This window comes from Marinobacter guineae, assembly GCF_002744735.1.
Lineage (GTDB): Bacteria > Pseudomonadota > Gammaproteobacteria > Pseudomonadales > Oleiphilaceae > Marinobacter > Marinobacter guineae.
Genome location: NZ_KZ319339.1, coordinates 303,615 through 320,447, shown reverse-complemented (window position 1 = coordinate 320,447; position 16,833 = coordinate 303,615). Strand labels below are relative to the sequence as shown.

Below are 16,833 nucleotides of genomic sequence, written 5' to 3'. Positions count from 1 at the left end.
GGACAGGAATTCAAGCTGCAAACCCCGGGATTGTGATCAGAATCGGTCATTTTTCGGTACTGTTATCAATAACTGCAAAAGCATGGTCAGATACCATGAACTTTTTTGGCAATAAGTGGCCTCACTGACCTTATGAAAAACCTGTTCCGAAACCGCTGGCACCGCTGGATCAACCGAAGGATTCCCCGATCCGATCTGCAGTCCTTCAGCCAGAAAAATATATTCATTCTGCCAACTGGAGCCGGGGCGGTTTTTGGCTTGTTGCTATTCATCATGCTGTTAACCGGTATCAATTATCAGAACAGCCTGATTTATCTGAGCACGTTTCTTCTGGGTGCTGTTTTTGTCGGGGCCATGCACCAGACTCATCGAAATCTTTCAGGCCTGGAGTTAACGCTGGTGCAGCCAGGAGAAGGTTTCGCCGGAGATGATATTCCGTTCCGCTTCCGGCTCAAGGCTGGCCGGGATGATGCCATTGCCATCATGCTTTCCAGTGAGGAATTGGGCCATGCCCCTGTGCATGTCCATTCTAGGCAAGCGCAGGACGTCAGCCTGACGGTTCATTCCGCTCACCGGGGATACCTGCGCCCGGACAGGATCCGGATAGAAACCCGGTTTCCGTTTGGCTTATTGAAGGCCTGGTCCTGGATTCGGCCGGTGTCGGCCGGTGTTGTATTCCCGAGGCCGGTTCCCGCGCCGGAAGCTTTTAGCACGGTTGAGGATGGTGAGGAATCGGCGGAGGCACGATCCGTTGATGGTAACGACCATGCCGATATCCGGCCCTGGAGGGAGGGGGATCTGAGCCAGCGGGTTCTGTGGAAGCGGTTCGCACGAACGGGGCAGATGGTGGTTGCAGACTGGGAGGGTGAGCAGGGAAGTCCGCACTGGCTGGATTTCAATGCCTACCCGGGGGCAGACCATGAATTGCGGCTGAGTTATCTGGCCTTTCTGGTCAAGGAGCGGGGGAGAAGTGGCGCGCGGTTTGGCCTGAATCTTCCAGGACAGATTATCGAACCTGATTCCGGGCCTGCCCATGTTTCCAGGTGTCTCAGGGTGCTCGCAACCTGGGGTGAAGAGCGTCCCAGGGATGCAAAAGCCGAAACCCATGGCACCCGGAGACGCCGGTCAGGCAGATCATCGCAGGTTATCGCGGAGGGGCAGGTTTGAGTTTTCTGGATCGTTTAAGGAGCAGCGACGCGGACAGTGTCCCGGCAACAGGACTGCCATCGAGAGCCCTGTTGTGGCTGGTTGGCAGTTTTGCGCTTCTGTTAACGCCCCAGTGGGACCGGCTTCCCCTGTGGCTCATCGCGGCCTGCGCTGTTCTCGCCAGCTGGCGATGGTTGGCCCAGTATGGCCGGGTGAGATTACCCGGGCGCTGGCTGAAAACGGGGATCATGCTGATACTGATCAGCGTGTATGCCGCGACAGTTCAGGGGCGCTTTACGGTTGATACCGCTGCATCCTTCTTTGTACTTGCAGTGGGCCTGAAATGGCTGGAAACCCGAACAGTCCGGGATTTCTACGTGCTGTTTTTTATCCTTGTGTATCTGGCAACCGTCAACTTCCTGTTCCACCAGGAGATTCTCTGGGCCCTGGTGACCTTCACAGGTGTGGCGCTGCTCCTCGTGGGGTTGCAGGTTCTGAACGCACCGGAGCTGCCGGCAGGCATGACATCCGGCTGGCGGAGGCTGGGTGGCCTGTTTCTGAAAACCCTGCCTGTCGTGGTTCTGCTGTTTGTCTTTTTCCCGCGTATGTCTCCTCTCTGGAGCGTCCCCCTGGTTTCGGGTGAGGCCCGGACCGGCATCAGCGACACCATGCGGCCCGGGGATATTTCCAGCCTGGCGCAGAGCAGTGAACGGGCGTTCCGGGTGACCTTCGGTGGCGAGATTCCTCCCTATCGTGATCGATACTGGCGCGGTCTGATTCTGGATTATCTGGACGGCGAAACCTGGCGGCAGGGGCAAACGGAGGGTTTTCGTCCTCTTGGTCGGGTAGCCGTTGATGGCGGTGTTGGCCCTCTTGAATCCGAGGAATACGATGTATTGCTGGAACCCACGGATCAGCGCTGGGCCTTTGCCCTGGAAAATTCCCGGGCCGTGTCCGACAACGTGGCTGAGGAAATGGCGGACCTGTTCCGGTTCCGTCGGCCTGCTGACAGCCCTGTCCGTTACAGGTTGGCTCTGGAAGAGGACGCCGACTCAGCCGAGCAGGCGCGAGGCGCGGATCTTCGCCGGTATCTCCAACTGCCCAGGGAAGGCAACCCGAGGGCCCGTGCGCTGGCTGGGGAACTTCGTCGCAGCATGAGTGATGATCAGCTCATCCGTTCATTGATGGCACGGTTCCGGGAGCAGGCTTACTATTACACGTTAAGGCCGCCTGCCATGCCGGACAATGGCATAGATACCCTGCTGTTCGACGAAAAGCGGGGCTTCTGTGCTCATTATGCCGGGGCAACGACCTTTGTCTTGCGAGCAGCCGGTATTCCGGCCCGCGTTGTGGTTGGTTATCAGGGCGGTGAGCCCGGTGCCGGAGGGGATTACCTGATTGTGCGTCAGTACGATGCCCACGCCTGGGTTGAAGCCTATCTGGATGGTCGGGGCTGGGTCAGGGTCGACCCCACTGCGGCGATTGCGCCCGAGCGGATCGAATCCGGGCTGCGGGAAGCGGTTGCAGAAGAAGGATCATTCCTGGAAAACGACTGGGCCTCGCCCCAGCGGTACACAGATGTTCCTCTGGTTCAGTGGGCGAGCCTGCAACTGGACCGCATCAATTACCAGTGGCAGCGTTGGGTCGTCGGTTATCAGGGTCAAAGCCAGATGGACCTGATGTCCCGGTTGCCGGGCGGCTTTGGTATGCGGGAGCTGGGGTATCTGACGGCTGGCATCGTGGGGGCCGGACTACTGATCGCGGGACTGATATCAGCGTTGCAGATGCGCCGCGGGGAACGGCGGGACGCTTTCCGTCGGGTGGTTGATACCTGGCATCGGCTGTGCGCCACCGCCGGTGTGCCGGTTCGTCATGGCGAGACGCCGTCGGTGTTGGCCTCAAGGCTCGCAAAAGCAGAGCCCGCTGCGGCGGATTCCGCCAGGCTTTTTGCCCGGATGGTCAACAGCCATTACTATAGCGCAGGCAAAGAGAATGACAGCGGTTACCAGTTGAAACGAATGCGCCGTTTACTCGCCACCATGAAGCGACAATTACGCAGATCCAATTCCCGAACAGGAAGGCGCCGTGACTGATATTGCCCAAGACATGCCCTGGCTCAAGCGTGCCTGGCAAACGGTACAGAGCCGGGTGGCCGAGGACAGGCTCCCCCATGCTTTGATTCTCGCCGGAGAGCGGGGCGTCGGAAAGCGCGCCTGGGCTAACGCTGTGGCCGGGCTACTGCTGTGTGAAAAGCCTCTGAACCGGGAATCAGGCCAGCCGATTGCCTGTGGGCACTGCAAGCAGTGTGAGCTTTTCGCCGCTTCCAGCCACCCGGATGTCCGGGTTTATGCGCCAGAGAAATCCCGCATGGTCAAGGTGGATCAGATCAGGGCGCTCTCGTCCTTCGCAGTCGCGTCTCCTCAGGTGGCCCATCATAAGGTGGCCATCATTGATCGCGCGGATCAGCTGAACATCAACGCGGCAAATGCGTTGCTCAAGACACTGGAAGAGCCGTTGCCCGACGTCACCCTGATCCTTCTGCAGGAAAGCGGCCGGCCGCTCCTGCCCACGGTTCGCTCCCGGTGTCAGACATTGACCATTCCGGTGCCGGGCAACGAAGATGCGAACCGGTGGCTGGCCACGCGGGTTCAGGAACTTGCCGAAGATGCCAGGCCAGGTGCGGATGTGCTGTCCAAAGCACTCATGTTGTCAGGTAATGCGCCCAGACTGGCATTTGATTATGCCACCGGGGATTTTATCGGACTTAGGGATGCCGCCCTGGAGCGTTTCAAGGAATTCATGAAGTCACGGATTCCCGTGGGGGAGGCCGCGAAGGCGTTCAAGGCATTGGGGCTGGAAGATACGCTCTGGTTGTTCGAAACCTGGGCAGCGGATCTGGCCCGACTTATTGCCGGGGGCACACCACAGGACACGGATGCCTCCGATATGCTCGAATTTCTGGCAAAAACCAATCCACCCTGGCGAGCTCACGAATTGCTGGATATGGTAAAGGAATCGAGAGCCGCCGGTGTATACAACGCGAGCCCGGAACTGGAAGCCAGCCGCCTGCTGATCGAATGGCAGAAGCTGATGCCAGTCAAACGCCCGGCAGCACGGGCAGCGGTCGCCCGCTAGGATTGCGCCTTCGGGTCCAACAGCTGCTATGATTCCGGAATGAAAGGGATTTTTGTATCCCGTTAAACGTTCAAAACGATCTTACAGAAAGGTGTCAGTTATGGGGCCCGGATTTGGTGCGCGCAGTGGCATTCTCACCCTGACGATAAAGGACAAAGCCGTTTTGTATGCGGCCTATATGCCCTACATTCGCCAGGGCGGTCTGTTTATCCCGACCCAGAAACAGTATCAGTTGGGGGACGAGGTGTTCCTGCTCCTGAACCTGATGGACGAGCCTGAGAAAATCCCGGTTGCCGGCAAAGTGATCTGGATTACTCCGAAGGGTGCACAGGGCAACCGTGCTGCGGGAATCGGGGTTCAGTTTAACGGTGATGATGAAACCGCACGCACCAAAATCGAATCCTACCTGGCAGGCTCTCTGAGTTCCGATCGGCCAACACACACCATGTGAAGGCGGGGCCTGCATGAATGATATTGCTATACTTCCGGGGGCCGTCGACACTCTGTCGGGAGACGGCGTGGACGGAAGCCTGGACAAAAACCGGGATGAAAAAGGTGCGCGGGATTTCCGTGAATCCGAGTGGAAACTCAGGCATATAACGCTTGCCGGGCTGAGCTGGCAGGCGGATGAAGGTGTTCACGAAAACACCCCGGTCGTAATGCTGCATGGCTGGCTCGACAACAGCCTTACCTTTGTAAAGCTGGCTCCGGAATTGACAGGTCTTGGTGCTGTTTACGCCCTGGATCTGGCCGGCCATGGCCACTCCGGCCACCGGCCTGAAGGCCAGAGTTACCTCCTGATGGATTACGTGGCAGACCTCGCTGAACTGGTCGAGCGCTATTTCCAGGAAACCTCTGACGGGCGAATCAATCTGGTTGGCCATTCCCTGGGTGGTATTGTTGGCGCCCTATACGCCGCAGCCTTTCCTGAACGGGTGCGCAATCTGGTGATGATTGACAGTCTCGGTGCAATCAGTCGACCGGTCAGCGAAACAATCCCCCAACTGAGAAAGGCCATCAAGAAACGTATCTCGGGATCCGGCCGGCAAGTGGTGTACCCGGATATCGAAACTGCGGCGAAAGCGCGGGAGGGCGGATTGAGCCCGCTCAGTCCGGAAGCCGCATTGGCGCTCATCCCCCGGAACATGAAGCCAGAGGAAAACGGGTTCGTGTGGCGGACCGACCCGCGTCTCCGGCATCCGTCTCCGCTGATGATGACGGAAGAGCAGGTGATGGCGTCCCTGGGCGCCCTGGAAAGCCGGGTGCTTTTTGTCAGAGCCGATGAGGGGCTTCTGTCGTACAGAAAGGACCTGGATGAACGCGCCAGCGCCATCCCGAATCTTCAGGTATCGAACGTGCCGGGGGGACACCACTGCCACCTGGATGGAGAAACCGGCTACGTTGTAGATGCGGTCAGACAATTCCTGGGAAATGAGTAATCGCTTGCTGAAAATACTGTTCACCCGTTTTATCGCAGCCACTTTTTGTGCGCTGGCCCTGCCATGTCTTGTCTTGGCTGCGCCCGGGGATATTCCCGCCGCATTCCCGCAGTCGACCCTGGAAACCACGGTTAACATCGAATCCTCGGGCCACCTGGTTCTTTTCAGTGCGGTCCGGGAAGTGAATAACGAAATCCGTTCCGACAGCCTCGCAAGGCTTCCCGTAAGCGGGGAGGGGCGCCTGTATCAGGTTTCCCGGGACTCAAGCCGGGAGCGGGCGAGGGACCATTATCTGCGACTGCTGGGCGAGAGAAACGCCCAGATCCTGTTTGATTGCTCCGGCGTCCGCTGTGGCAGAAGTAACGTCTGGGCAAACCAGATCTTCAATCAAGCGGTTCTGTATGGCGCGGATTCCAATCAGGATTACCTGGTCGCGGGCACTGTCTCTGACGACGGAACCCGGTGGCTGACACTGGTTTACACCGTCACCCGGGGCAATTTGCGGGAGTATGTCTGGGTTGAGCATCTGCGCGTGGCTCCCGGTGCTTCCATTCCCGGATTCGGGAATCTTGCCAGACGGGTTGAGGGACCGGTTATCGTTCCGTGGCGCGGCGGCGTAACCTACAGTTTTGACTGGCAGGCAGGCGACCGGCAGCGAGTAACCGATCTCGCACGGGAAGAGGGTACGCTCGTTGCACTGGTGGGCTATTCTGCATTGGAAGCCGACGAATCGTTCAGTGATGCGATGGAGCGGGCGCGCCGGGCTACCGAATCGCTTTCGGAGGTTCTCTCGAAGACCGGTGTTTCCCGTGACCAGCAGAAAATCATTGTGGTAGGCCCTGCCGTGGTATTCAGCGAACCGGATCGTCAGGGTGACCGGGTAGAACTGGTAATGATCTCGAGGTAAACACAATGGGCAAATCAAAGGACGACGATCAGGGCCGGAAAGGCTCTTCCTCGGAGAACCAACCCCAGGATAGTGTCTCCAAGGTTTTGCAAAGCTCAGATGTGTCCGCTTCCCATGCCCCGGCAAATCCCGAGGCTGTAGAACACAGGCGCAAGCGCCGGAAAACTGTGGCGCTCACTCTGGGCAGTGGTGGGGCGAGGGGCTACGCTCATATTGGCGCCATCGAAATACTGGCAGAGCGTGGTTATGACATCGTCGCTATTTCTGGCTGCTCCATGGGGGCGCTGATTGGCGGCATGTACGCAGCGGGGAAAATGCAGGACTACAAGGACTGGGTGACCGGCCTGGGCCAGTTCGACATCCTTAAGCTGCTCGACGTGACTTTCAATTCCGTTGGGGCTATCCGGGGCGAGAAGATCTTCTCCGTGGTACGGGAAATGCTCGGTGATATCCGAATTGAGAATCTGCCCATTGCCTTCACCGCAGTCGCCACTGACCTGCTGGCCCACAAGGAAATCTGGTTCCAGGAGGGCCCGTTAGACCAGGCTATTCGTGCTTCGGTCGCCATTCCGAGTGTGGTTACGCCCCTGGTTCTCAATGGCCGGGTTCTGGTGGATGGGGCCTTACTGAACCCGTTGCCGATCATTCCCACCATTTCCTCCCACGCCGACATGATTGTGGCGGTTAACCTCAGTGGTGAGGATGACCGAAGTAACCGCATTCCGGATGCTGCCTTTGCCTCAGCCGTGGACGGTAGCTCAGACATGGATGAGTGGGTGGATGCTATTCGCGAGAAAGCTTCGCGTTGGTTTGACTGGGACACTCTAAAATCCCTGGCCGCGCGCAAACCGGACAACGGAGAAAGCCCGGAAGACAAGATTACCAAAGAGGTACGAAAAAAAGAGCACCAGAAGCAGGTCGAAAGGAAACCTACCGACAAGAAGGCTCAGGAAGATCACGAAACCATCGATTGGGATAAACTTGGTATCGGCAAGTTCGACGTGATGAACCTCACCATCGAGACGATGCAGAGCGCACTTGTACAGTACAAGATTGCTGGCTATCCGCCGGATCTGCTGGTAAACGTACCGAAAAATGCCTGCCGGAGTTACGATTACCACAAGGCTCCGGAACTGATTCAGCTGGGCAGGGAGCGCATGGCGGCGGCTCTGGACCGATTTGAGGAAAGCCGCAGCAGTTCCGGCCCGCTGGCGATCTGAGACCACGGCCCCGACGGTATTCGCAAGGCTGCAGTCAGGTGGATAAACAGCGTATAATCCCGCGCTGACACGCTCTCGCACAGGATTCATGTTTGTGACCAGCCCTATAGATGATCTCCATAGCGTTCGGGATTACCTCCGCTACGCCTCCTCACAGTTTGCTGCCTCGCCTCTGTTTTTTGGTCATGGTACCGATAATGTCTGGGACGAGGCGGTTCAGCTGGTCATGCGCAGCCTGCATCTGCCATTGGAGAACAACACGCTGTTTCTCGATGCCCGGCTTACCCGGCAAGAGCGGGAGTTGATTCTGGAGCGGATTCGCCGGCGTGTGGATGAGCGAGTCCCCCTGGCTTACCTTTTAGGCGAAGCCTGGTTTATGGGAATGCCGTTTCACGTTGATGAGCGCGTGCTGGTACCTCGTTCACCGATTGGTGAGCTGATTGAGAACGGCTTTCAGCCCTGGCTGGGTGACAAGCCGGTTGAACGCATACTTGATCTCTGCACCGGTAGTGGTTGTATTGGTATTGGTGCGGCGTCTGTTTTCACCGAGGCGGAGGTGGATCTTTCTGATATTTCCGCGGATGCTTTGGCGGTGGCTGAATCGAATATCGAGCTTCACGGAGTCCGGGACCGTGTTCGTACCGTACAATCGGACGTCTTCGAAAACATCGACGGGCGCTATGATGTCGTTGTGAGCAATCCGCCCTACGTGGATGCGGGAGACCTCGCCAGCATGCCGGAAGAATACCGCCATGAGCCGGAGCTGGGTCTGGCCGCCGGGCAAGACGGGCTGGATATTGCCCACCGGATTATCGGCGGCGCTGCTGATCACCTCACGCCAGGAGGCCTGCTGATTGTGGAGGTTGGCAACAGCTGGGTGGCTCTGGATGAAGCTTATCCGGATCTGCCGTTTACCTGGCTGGATTTCGAGAACGGCGGTGACGGTGTGTTTGTGGTTACTGAGCAGGACCTGCGCCATTGGCAGGCTTCCAGTTAATCCGATTTCTTACAAAAGCCTAACAAGATACTGAATTATGTCTGGAAATACTTTCGGAAAACTGTTCACTGTCACCTCTTTCGGCGAGAGTCACGGGGCGGCGCTGGGGTGCATTATTGATGGTTGTCCTCCGGGGCTCGAGCTGTCGGAAGCGGACATGCAGCGGGACCTGGATCGACGCAAGCCGGGCACCTCCCGTCACACGACCCAGCGCCGGGAAGCGGACGAGGTGAAAATTCTCTCCGGGGTTTTTGAAGGTAAAACCACCGGAACGCCGATCGGGTTGATGATTGAGAACACCGATCAGCGGTCCAAGGATTACTCGAAAATATCCGAACAGTTCCGTCCTGCCCATGCTGATTACACCTACATGCACAAATACGGTGTTCGGGACTATCGGGGCGGCGGTCGCTCTTCGGCCCGGGAAACCGCGATGCGGGTGGCTGCAGGTGCGGTTGCGCGAAAGTTTCTTGAGCAGCGTCTGGGTATCCGTATTCGCGGCTACCTTTCTCAACTGGGACCGATCAAGGCGGAAAAGCTGGATTGGGATCAGGTGCACCAGAATCCCTTTTTCTGCCCGGATGCAGACAAGGTTGCCGAGATGGAGGCTTACATGGACGCCCTCCGTAAGGAAGGTGATTCCATTGGTGCGCGGATCAACGTGGTCGCTGAAGGTGTACCTCCGGGGCTGGGTGAGCCGATTTTTGATCGCCTGGATGCGGATCTGGCCCACGCATTGATGAGTATCAATGCCGTGAAGGGTGTGGAGATTGGTGCCGGTTTTGACTGCATCGAGCAGAAGGGTACCGAGCACCGGGATGAGATGACTCCTGAGGGGTTCCTCTCCAACAACGCCGGCGGTGTGTTGGGCGGCATTTCCTCGGGCCAGCCGATTGTAGCCAGTATTGCTCTGAAACCCACGTCGAGTCTGCGTCTGCCGGGCCGTAGTATTGATGTGCACGGTAATCCCTGTGAGGTGATTACCACCGGGCGGCACGATCCCTGTGTTGGTATCCGGGCGACGCCGATTGCCGAGGCGATGATGGCCATTGTTCTGATGGATCATTATTTACGGCATCGGGGGCAGAATGGGGATGTTTCGGTTTCCACTCCGGTTATTGGGCAGCTCTGATTTCGTTTTGGCTTCGGAGTAGCGGAGTTGACGTTGGCATGCGGCTGCCAAGCAAAGGGATAATCGCGCCAGTGAAGGGCACGGTTCGGTACAGGCCTGTGACATGAGCTTCTCATTTCGGCAATTGCGCTATTTCGTGGCGGTTTCGGAGATAGGTTCGATTTCCGGCGCCGCCAGGGACCTGTCCGTGTCCCAGTCAACGGTCACCGAAGCAATCAAGGACCTGGAGGCAGACTTGGGGGTGGTGCTTCTGGAGCGTCATTCCCGGGGCATGGGGCTCACCCACAAGGGTCATGCCTTTCTCCGACATGCCAATCGGATTTTGGCGGAGGTTAGCTACGCCCGGGGCGTGTTTGAAGATCAGGTTCAGGTCTCCGGCACGCTCAATGTCGGTGTGACTTCCATCGTTGCCGGTTACGCCCTGCCGGATTTGCTGGCCCGTTACCGGCGAGCTTTTAGTGCCACCGCGGTGCGGGTAGTAGAGGACGCGCCCGAATACCTGGAGCATTACCTGCTCAGTGGTGAACTGGACGTGGCGATCCTGATCCTTTCGGCGCTGTCTGAACGCGGTGCCCTAAATACCGCGGTGATGGAAACCTCGCCTTTTCGTGCCTGGCTGCCCAATGGGCACCGGCTGTCCGCTTCTGCCGCAGTTTCCCGGGAAGCTCTGCTGGAAGAACGCTTTATTCTCCTCAATACCGACGAGATCCGTCTTGCCACCGCTGAATTATGGACGGCCGCCAGACACAAGCCGGGGATGGCCATGCGCACCTCCTCCGTGGAAGCGGTGCGCAGTCTGGTGGCTACCGGGGCCGGAGTGTCGGTGCTGCCTGATTTGGTCTACCGACCCTGGTCCCTGGAGGGAGACCGCATTGATGGCGTGGCGCTGGCCGAGCCGCTGCCGCCGGTCGAAGTAGGGTTGGCCTGGCGCCGTGGTGCCGCGGTCAGCGACCCGGCCCGTGCATTTATCGATCTGGCCCTGGAGCAACCATCGTTGCAGCACCGTTAAGGCGCCTGTCCGGTTGACGTGTCACGCCGCTTCCCCAGATACATCGGAATTCCCGAAATTATTCTCCCTGCCTTGGCTCTATTACTCGCTGAACTTCTTCGCTTTCTGTGATATCGGAAATAACGATATATGTTTTCTGTTTTTATATGTGGCGATATGAGGGTCACTACCTATAATCTGAAAATACATGTTGCAGGACATTCGAAGGGGCCGATAGCGGCCAGCTTTTCCAAGCAGGAGAATAATCATGAGAAATGCTTGCACTACCTTGGTGGCGGCTGCCTTTATGGTGACAACGATGACAGTAGCGGCCGACATGAAAAAGTCGGTTGGTACTGGTGAGGGTCAGGTCAATATTGTGGCCTGGCCGGGTTACATCGAACGGGGTCAGACAGACAAAAACTATGACTGGGTGACCGGTTTTGAGCAGGAAACCGGCTGTAAGGTGCAGGTCAAGACCGCCAGTACCTCGGACGAGATGGTTGCGCTGATGAACGAGGGCGGTTTTGACCTGGTCACCGCCTCCGGGGATGCCTCCCTGCGCATTATCATGGGTGACCGGGTTCAGCCCATCAACACCGATTTGATACCCAGCTGGGACACCATCGATGAGCGCCTGAAGGAATCGCCCTGGCACACCGTGGACGGTGTCCACTACGGAGTGCCCTATCAGTGGGGCGCCAATGTGCTGATGTACAATACCGAGACCTTCAAGGACCAACCACCCACCAGTTGGCGCGTGGTATTTGAAGAAATGGAATTGCCGGATGGCACCTCCAATGTGGGCCGGGTGCAGGCGTTCGATGGCGCAATCTACATTGCAGATGCCGCGCTGTATCTGAAGTTTCATCAGCCTGAGTTGGGCATTGACGACCCTTATGCGCTCAACCCGGAGCAGTACAAAGCGGTACTCGATCTGCTGCGAGAGCAGCGCAAACTCGTAGGCCGCTACTGGCACGATGCCTTTGTGCAGATCGATGACTTTACCAATGAGGGCGTGATTGCCTCCTCCGCCTGGCCTTTCCAGGCAAACATCCTCAAGGCCCAGGGTGAGCCTGTGGCCACGGTGATCCCGAAAGAGGGCGCCACTGGCTGGGCCGATACAACCATGATGCACTCCGAGGCCGCCAATCCCAACTGCGCCTACAAGTGGATGGAGCATTCCCTGAACCCGAAACTGCAGGGGGATCTGGCGTCCTGGTTCGGCTCAGTGCCTGTGGTCCTGGAAGCCTGCAAAGACAACGAGTTGCTGGGCGAGAACGGCTGCGAGACTAACGGTCTGCAGAACTTCGAGCGCATCAGCTTCTGGCGCACTCCGGTCTCCAGCTGCAGTGACCCTGCTGGCTGCGTCCCTTACTACCGCTGGGTCACTGATTACATCGCTATTCTCGGCGGCCGCTAGAAAAACAGGGCCCGGTATCCGGCAGCACCGCTGTGGTACCGGGTCGGAGAGTTCTTAATGCAACAAAAAACGGTGTTTATCTCCATGCCAGAAACTACCCGCCAAGTGTCGCCAAGCCGGGAGGCATCGTCTCCAGTCGCAGTCAGTCTGGCCGGTGTTAGCCGCCACTTCGATGCGGTCAAGGCAGTGGATAAGGTGGACCTGACAGTTCATGAAGGTGAATTCTTCGGCATGCTGGGCCCGTCCGGCTCCGGCAAGACCACCTGCCTGCGGCTGGTGGCAGGCTTCGAACAGCCCACCGCCGGCAACATTATCATTTTCGGGGAGCGGGTAGACGGGGTTCCTCCCTATCGCCGCTCGGTCAATACGGTATTTCAGGATTACGCTCTGTTTCCACATATGAATGTTGTGGACAACGTTGCCTACGGACTGATGATTCGTGGTGTAGGCAAAAAGGAGCGCCGCCGCCAGGCGGAAGAGATGCTTGAACTGGTGCGGCTGTCGGAATTCGTCCATCGGGAGCCCGGACAGTTGTCCGGAGGCCAGCGCCAGCGTGTGGCCCTGGCCCGGGCGCTGATCAACCGCCCCAAGGTGCTGCTGCTGGATGAGCCCCTGGGGGCTCTGGACCTGAAACTGCGGGAGCAGATGCAGGTTGAGCTCAAGTCCCTGCAACGGGAGCTGGGGATTACGTTCGTGTTTGTCACCCATGATCAGGGTGAGGCCCTGTCCATGAGTGACCGGGTGGCAGTGTTCAATGAAGGCAGGGTGGTACAGGTGGGAAGTCCTGTGGATATCTACGAGCGTCCCGAGACCCGTTTTGTTGCTGATTTCGTGGGCTCCTCGAATATCCTGGAGCCGGCTTTCTGTGAGCGCATTGGCGCTCCCTCCGGACTTTGGAGTCTGCGCCCCGAAAAGATCCGTCTGGTGCCAGAGGGTCTTACGGATGAAGCGGACACCATTACTGTCACCGGCGAAGTGCGCCACGTGCAGTACCAAGGTGCTACCCGCCGCTGTGTTCTCGCGGTCAAGGGTGCCGAACTGGCCCTGGCGGTGCCGGCTGTGGGCGTCGAGCCCGTGGTGGGCCGGATGGCTCATGCCCGCTGGCATCTCGATGACATGCACGGGATGAAGCACGTATGAACACCCGGGATGCGAGCCTAACCCTGTTCCGCGGCGGCGTTCTGGGGCGTCTGTCGGATCTGTTCTATCGCCGCCCGGCGATTCTGCTGGCGCTGTTGCTGGGCCCACCCCTGCTCTGGATCGGGGTGGTGTATGTGGGCTCGCTACTGGCCCTGCTGGTGCAGAGTTTCTACTCCATCGACGAGTTTTCCGGGCGGATCGTCAGGGAGTTCACTTTCAAAACCTATCTGGAGCTGCTGCGGCCATCGAATCTGGATATTGTGCTGCGCACTGTGCTGATGGCGGCGACAGTGACGGTGGCTTCCGCCATGATCGCTTTCCCCATAGCCTACTATGCGGCCCGCTATGCCCGGGGCTGGGTGAAGGGGCTGTTCTTTATTGCGGTAATGCTGCCGCTGTGGTCCAGCTACCTGGTGCGGGTGTACGCATGGAAACTGATCCTGGCCAACGAGGGGGTGCTCAACTGGGGTGTCAGTAAGGTTGGCCTCAGTCCTCTGGTCGAGGCGCTGCTGTCGCTGCCGGTCATTGGTGGGCCGTCGCTGACCTTCAGTTATATTGGCACCTTCCTGGTATTCCTGTATCTGTGGCTGCCATTCATGATCCTACCGATACAGGCAGCCCTGGAGCGGGTACCCGTTTCCATGCTGGATGCCTCCGGTGACCTGGGCGCCCGCCCCGGTCAGACCTTCCGCAAGATTATTTTCCCTCTTGCGCTCCCGGGTATTGTCGCCGGCTCCATTTTCACCTTTTCACTGACACTGGGGGACTACATTGCACCCCAGATCGTCGGGTCGTCACGCCTGTTCATCGGTCAGGCGGTGTATGTGCACCAGGGCACGGCGGGCAACCTGCCCATGGCCGCAGCCTTCTCCATGGTACCTATCGTGGTGATGGCCATCTATCTATGGATTGCCAAACGTATGGGGGCCTTCAATGCGCTTTAACCGTTCCGGTGCACCCCGGCGCCTGAAACTGGCGGCGATCGCGGGTCTGCTGTTTCTGCACCTGCCACTGGTGCTGATTTTTCTCTACGCTTTCACCACGGAAGAAAAAAGCTATCAGTTTCCGCCCCCGGGCTACACCCTGAAATGGTTCTCCGTGGCGTGGGAGCGCCAGGATATCTGGGATGCTTTCATGCTTTCCCTGAAGATTGCCTGCATTGCCACCGGCGCCGCTATTGTACTGGGAACCCTGGCTGCGGCCGCCGTTGCCCGCACCCGTTTCTTCGGACGGGAAGCTCTGTCGCTTTTGATAATCCTGCCCATTGCGCTGCCAGGCGTGGTGACCGGCATTGCCCTGCGCTCGGCCTTTGACATTGCCAGCATTCCTTTCTCTTTCTGGACCATAGTGCTGGGGCACGCCACCTTCTGTGTGGTGGTGGTCTACAACAACGCGGTCGCGCGCCTGCGGCGAACGTCGCCGTCCTTGCTGGAGGCGTCTCTGGATCTGGGCGCCAACAGCTTCCAGACCTTTCGCCACGTATTGCTGCCCAATCTGGCCACCGCACTGCTGGCAGGAGGCATGCTCGCCTTTGCCCTGTCCTTTGACGAGGTCATTGTCACCACTTTCACGGCCGGTCAGCAGGAGACCCTGCCGATCTGGATGCTCAGCGAACTGGTGCGCCCAAGGCAGCGGCCGGTCACCAACGTGGTGGCAGTATTTGTAGTGATCATAACCTTTCTACCCATTCTGATGGCCTACTACTTCACCCGCGGCAGCGAAACCATCGCCGGCCAAGGCAAGTAGGGCGGGCCGGCGACAACGACGAGGAAACCATGATGTCCAATACAAACGGTCAGTTCCGGGGACAGTTGCCCCGAGATATCCGGATGCTCATCGGCAACTCGCTGGTGCACGGAGACGGTCCCGAGGAACCCATACTAAACCCGCGTACCGGTACCAAAATCCTGGGGTTGCAGGAGGCCACCGACGAGCAGGTGCACCAGGCTGTGACTGCTGCCCGCAAGGCCTTTTCGGGCTGGTCCCGAAGCACGCCGGGCGAACGTTCCACCTTGCTGCTGCGGCTGGCGGACCGGATTGAGCAGATGAGTGAGGAATTTGCCGCGCTTGAGGCCCTCAACTGCGGCAAGCCTTACCACATCGTGCTGGCAGAGGAAATTCCGGCGGTGGTGGATTGCCTGCGCTATTTCGCCGGGGCCGCGCGCTGCCTGCAGGGCAGTGCGGCCGGTGAGTACATGGAAGGTCATACCTCCATGATCCGCCGTGAGGCGGTAGGGGTGGTGGGAACCATCGCGCCCTGGAACTATCCATTGATGATGGCTGCGTGGAAGATCAGCCCCGCCTTGGCCGCCGGCAACACGGTGGTGCTCAAGCCCTCGGAGCAGACGCCGCTGACTTCCCTGCTGCTGGCCCGGGTGGCCGCTGAAGTGCTGCCTCCGGGGGTGCTGAATATTGTGCTGGGGCGGGGGGAAAGCGTGGGCAATGCCCTGGTAACCCATCCCGAGGTGGACATGGTGTCACTGACCGGGGATATTGCCACCGGGAAGAAGATCCTCACTAACGCCGCAAAGAGCGTCAAGCGGACTCACCTGGAGTTGGGGGGCAAGGCCCCCGTGATTGTCTATGACGATGCCGATCTCGACGCGGTAATCGAGGGGGTGCGCACCTTTGGTTACTTCAATGCCGGCCAGGACTGTACCGCCGCCTGCCGGGTCTACGCCGGTGCCGGCATCTACGATCGGCTGGTAGCGGAGCTGACTGATGCCGCTGCAAGCATCGTCTACGATCGCAGCAATGATGACGAAAACGAGATTCCTCCTCTGATTTCTCAACGCCAGCGGGAGCGGGTGGCCAGTTTTGTGGAACGGGCGGCGGAGCACCCTCATATGGAAGTCACCACCGGCGGAGGCAATGGCAAGCCGGAGAGCCCGGGATTCTACTACCAGCCCACAGTCATTGCCGGCGCCCGCCAGGACGATGAAATCGTGCGGCGTGAGGTCTTCGGTCCTGTAGTTTCTGTGACCCGCTTTGACGAGTCCGATGATGTGGTCGCCTGGGCCAACAACTCGGAATACGGGTTGTCCTCGTCCATCTGGACCAATGACGTCAGCCGCGCCATGGATGTGTCGTCACGACTGCGTTATGGCTGTACCTGGGTTAACTGCCATTTTATGCTGGTCAATGAAATGCCCCATGGCGGCATGAAGCAATCCGGCTACGGTAAAGACATGTCCATGTACTCGCTAGAGGACTACACCACTGTGCGCCATGTGATGATAAAGTACGCCTGACAGCGCAACCCGACCGCGTGGAAGTAGGTGACTCCTGGGGGACTAACGGCTGGAG

At 58.6% G+C, this 16,833-nt stretch carries 15 protein-coding genes; all 15 read left to right on the top strand.

The annotated features are described in order from the left end of the window. The first annotated feature begins 132 nt into the window (after positions 1-132). The 15 genes from CLH62_RS01455 (at position 133) to CLH62_RS01385 (ending at position 16,778) form a co-directional block, all read left to right on the top strand. Positions 133-1,167 (top strand): DUF58 domain-containing protein, encoded by a 1,035-nt coding sequence (locus tag CLH62_RS01455; RefSeq protein ID WP_099616379.1) that lies wholly within the window; start codon positions 133-135, stop codon positions 1,165-1,167. Next, a complete protein-coding gene (locus tag CLH62_RS01450; RefSeq protein ID WP_099616378.1) occupies positions 1,164-3,239 on the top strand; it encodes a transglutaminase TgpA family protein in 2,076 nt (691 codons plus the stop codon). The genes CLH62_RS01455 and CLH62_RS01450 overlap by 4 nt, the downstream gene beginning before the upstream one ends. Then, a complete protein-coding gene (gene holB, locus CLH62_RS01445) occupies positions 3,232-4,281 on the top strand; it encodes a DNA polymerase III subunit delta' (protein ID WP_099616377.1) in 1,050 nt (349 codons plus the stop codon). Before CLH62_RS01450 ends, holB begins: the two co-directional genes overlap by 8 nt. Positions 4,282-4,381: 100 nt before the next feature. Continuing rightward, complete coding sequence (locus tag CLH62_RS01440; protein ID WP_008171779.1) at positions 4,382-4,732, top strand: PilZ domain-containing protein; 351 nt, start codon at positions 4,382-4,384, stop codon at positions 4,730-4,732. Positions 4,733-4,745: 13 nt separating this feature from the next. Beyond that, positions 4,746-5,720, top strand: a complete 975-nt coding sequence (locus tag CLH62_RS01435; RefSeq protein WP_099616376.1) for an alpha/beta fold hydrolase — start codon at positions 4,746-4,748, stop codon at positions 5,718-5,720. Next, positions 5,713-6,627, top strand: a complete 915-nt coding sequence (locus CLH62_RS01430) for a DUF4892 domain-containing protein (RefSeq protein ID WP_099617587.1) — start codon at positions 5,713-5,715, stop codon at positions 6,625-6,627. The genes CLH62_RS01435 and CLH62_RS01430 overlap by 8 nt, the downstream gene beginning before the upstream one ends. Positions 6,628-6,632: 5 nt before the next feature. Then, complete coding sequence (locus CLH62_RS01425; RefSeq protein ID WP_099616375.1) at positions 6,633-7,847, top strand: patatin-like phospholipase family protein; 1,215 nt, start codon at positions 6,633-6,635, stop codon at positions 7,845-7,847. 94 nt (positions 7,848-7,941) lie between these two features. Beyond that, positions 7,942-8,844, top strand: a complete 903-nt coding sequence (prmB, locus tag CLH62_RS01420) for a 50S ribosomal protein L3 N(5)-glutamine methyltransferase (protein WP_099617586.1) — start codon at positions 7,942-7,944, stop codon at positions 8,842-8,844. 37 nt (positions 8,845-8,881) lie between these two features. After that, complete coding sequence (gene aroC, locus CLH62_RS01415) at positions 8,882-9,976, top strand: chorismate synthase (protein ID WP_099616374.1); 1,095 nt, start codon at positions 8,882-8,884, stop codon at positions 9,974-9,976. Positions 9,977-10,079: 103 nt separating this feature from the next. Further along, positions 10,080-10,985 carry a LysR family transcriptional regulator gene (locus tag CLH62_RS01410; protein WP_099616373.1) on the top strand — a complete coding sequence of 302 codons (906 nt, stop codon included), beginning with the start codon at positions 10,080-10,082 and terminating at the stop codon, positions 10,983-10,985. A gap of 247 nt (positions 10,986-11,232) precedes the next feature. Next, positions 11,233-12,387, top strand: coding sequence for an ABC transporter substrate-binding protein (locus tag CLH62_RS01405; protein ID WP_099616372.1), 1,155 nt, complete (start codon positions 11,233-11,235; stop codon positions 12,385-12,387). An 84-nt stretch (positions 12,388-12,471) separates the two neighbouring features. Continuing rightward, positions 12,472-13,527, top strand: coding sequence for an ABC transporter ATP-binding protein (locus CLH62_RS01400; RefSeq protein WP_099617585.1), 1,056 nt, complete (start codon positions 12,472-12,474; stop codon positions 13,525-13,527). After that, positions 13,524-14,471 (top strand): ABC transporter permease, encoded by a 948-nt coding sequence (locus tag CLH62_RS01395; RefSeq protein ID WP_099616371.1) that lies wholly within the window; start codon positions 13,524-13,526, stop codon positions 14,469-14,471. Before CLH62_RS01400 ends, CLH62_RS01395 begins: the two co-directional genes overlap by 4 nt. Further along, a complete protein-coding gene (locus CLH62_RS01390; RefSeq protein WP_099616370.1) occupies positions 14,461-15,273 on the top strand; it encodes an ABC transporter permease in 813 nt (270 codons plus the stop codon). The genes CLH62_RS01395 and CLH62_RS01390 overlap by 11 nt, the downstream gene beginning before the upstream one ends. A gap of 32 nt (positions 15,274-15,305) precedes the next feature. After that, on the top strand, positions 15,306-16,778 hold the full coding sequence (locus tag CLH62_RS01385; protein ID WP_099616369.1) for a gamma-aminobutyraldehyde dehydrogenase: 1,473 nt from the start codon (positions 15,306-15,308) through the stop codon (positions 16,776-16,778). Positions 16,779-16,833 lie beyond the last annotated feature (55 nt).

Excerpts from the sequence above, each read along its gene's own strand:
- CLH62_RS01405 (WP_099616372.1), top strand. The coding sequence starts at position 11,233 with ATGAGAAATGCTTGCACTACCTTGGTGGCGGCTGCCTTTATGGTGACA.
- CLH62_RS01385 (WP_099616369.1), top strand. The coding sequence starts at position 15,306 with ATGTCCAATACAAACGGTCAGTTCCGGGGACAGTTGCCCCGAGATATC.
- CLH62_RS01390 (WP_099616370.1), top strand. The coding sequence starts at position 14,461 with ATGCGCTTTAACCGTTCCGGTGCACCCCGGCGCCTGAAACTGGCGGCG.
- CLH62_RS01430 (WP_099617587.1), top strand. The coding sequence starts at position 5,713 with ATGAGTAATCGCTTGCTGAAAATACTGTTCACCCGTTTTATCGCAGCC.
- CLH62_RS01455 (WP_099616379.1), top strand. The coding sequence starts at position 133 with ATGAAAAACCTGTTCCGAAACCGCTGGCACCGCTGGATCAACCGAAGG.
- CLH62_RS01410 (WP_099616373.1), top strand. The coding sequence starts at position 10,080 with ATGAGCTTCTCATTTCGGCAATTGCGCTATTTCGTGGCGGTTTCGGAG.
- CLH62_RS01395 (WP_099616371.1), top strand. The coding sequence starts at position 13,524 with ATGAACACCCGGGATGCGAGCCTAACCCTGTTCCGCGGCGGCGTTCTG.
- CLH62_RS01400 (WP_099617585.1), top strand. The coding sequence starts at position 12,472 with ATGCCAGAAACTACCCGCCAAGTGTCGCCAAGCCGGGAGGCATCGTCT.
- CLH62_RS01425 (WP_099616375.1), top strand. The coding sequence starts at position 6,633 with ATGGGCAAATCAAAGGACGACGATCAGGGCCGGAAAGGCTCTTCCTCG.
- CLH62_RS01440 (WP_008171779.1), top strand. The coding sequence starts at position 4,382 with ATGGGGCCCGGATTTGGTGCGCGCAGTGGCATTCTCACCCTGACGATA.
- CLH62_RS01435 (WP_099616376.1), top strand. The coding sequence starts at position 4,746 with ATGAATGATATTGCTATACTTCCGGGGGCCGTCGACACTCTGTCGGGA.
- aroC (WP_099616374.1), top strand. The coding sequence starts at position 8,882 with ATGTCTGGAAATACTTTCGGAAAACTGTTCACTGTCACCTCTTTCGGC.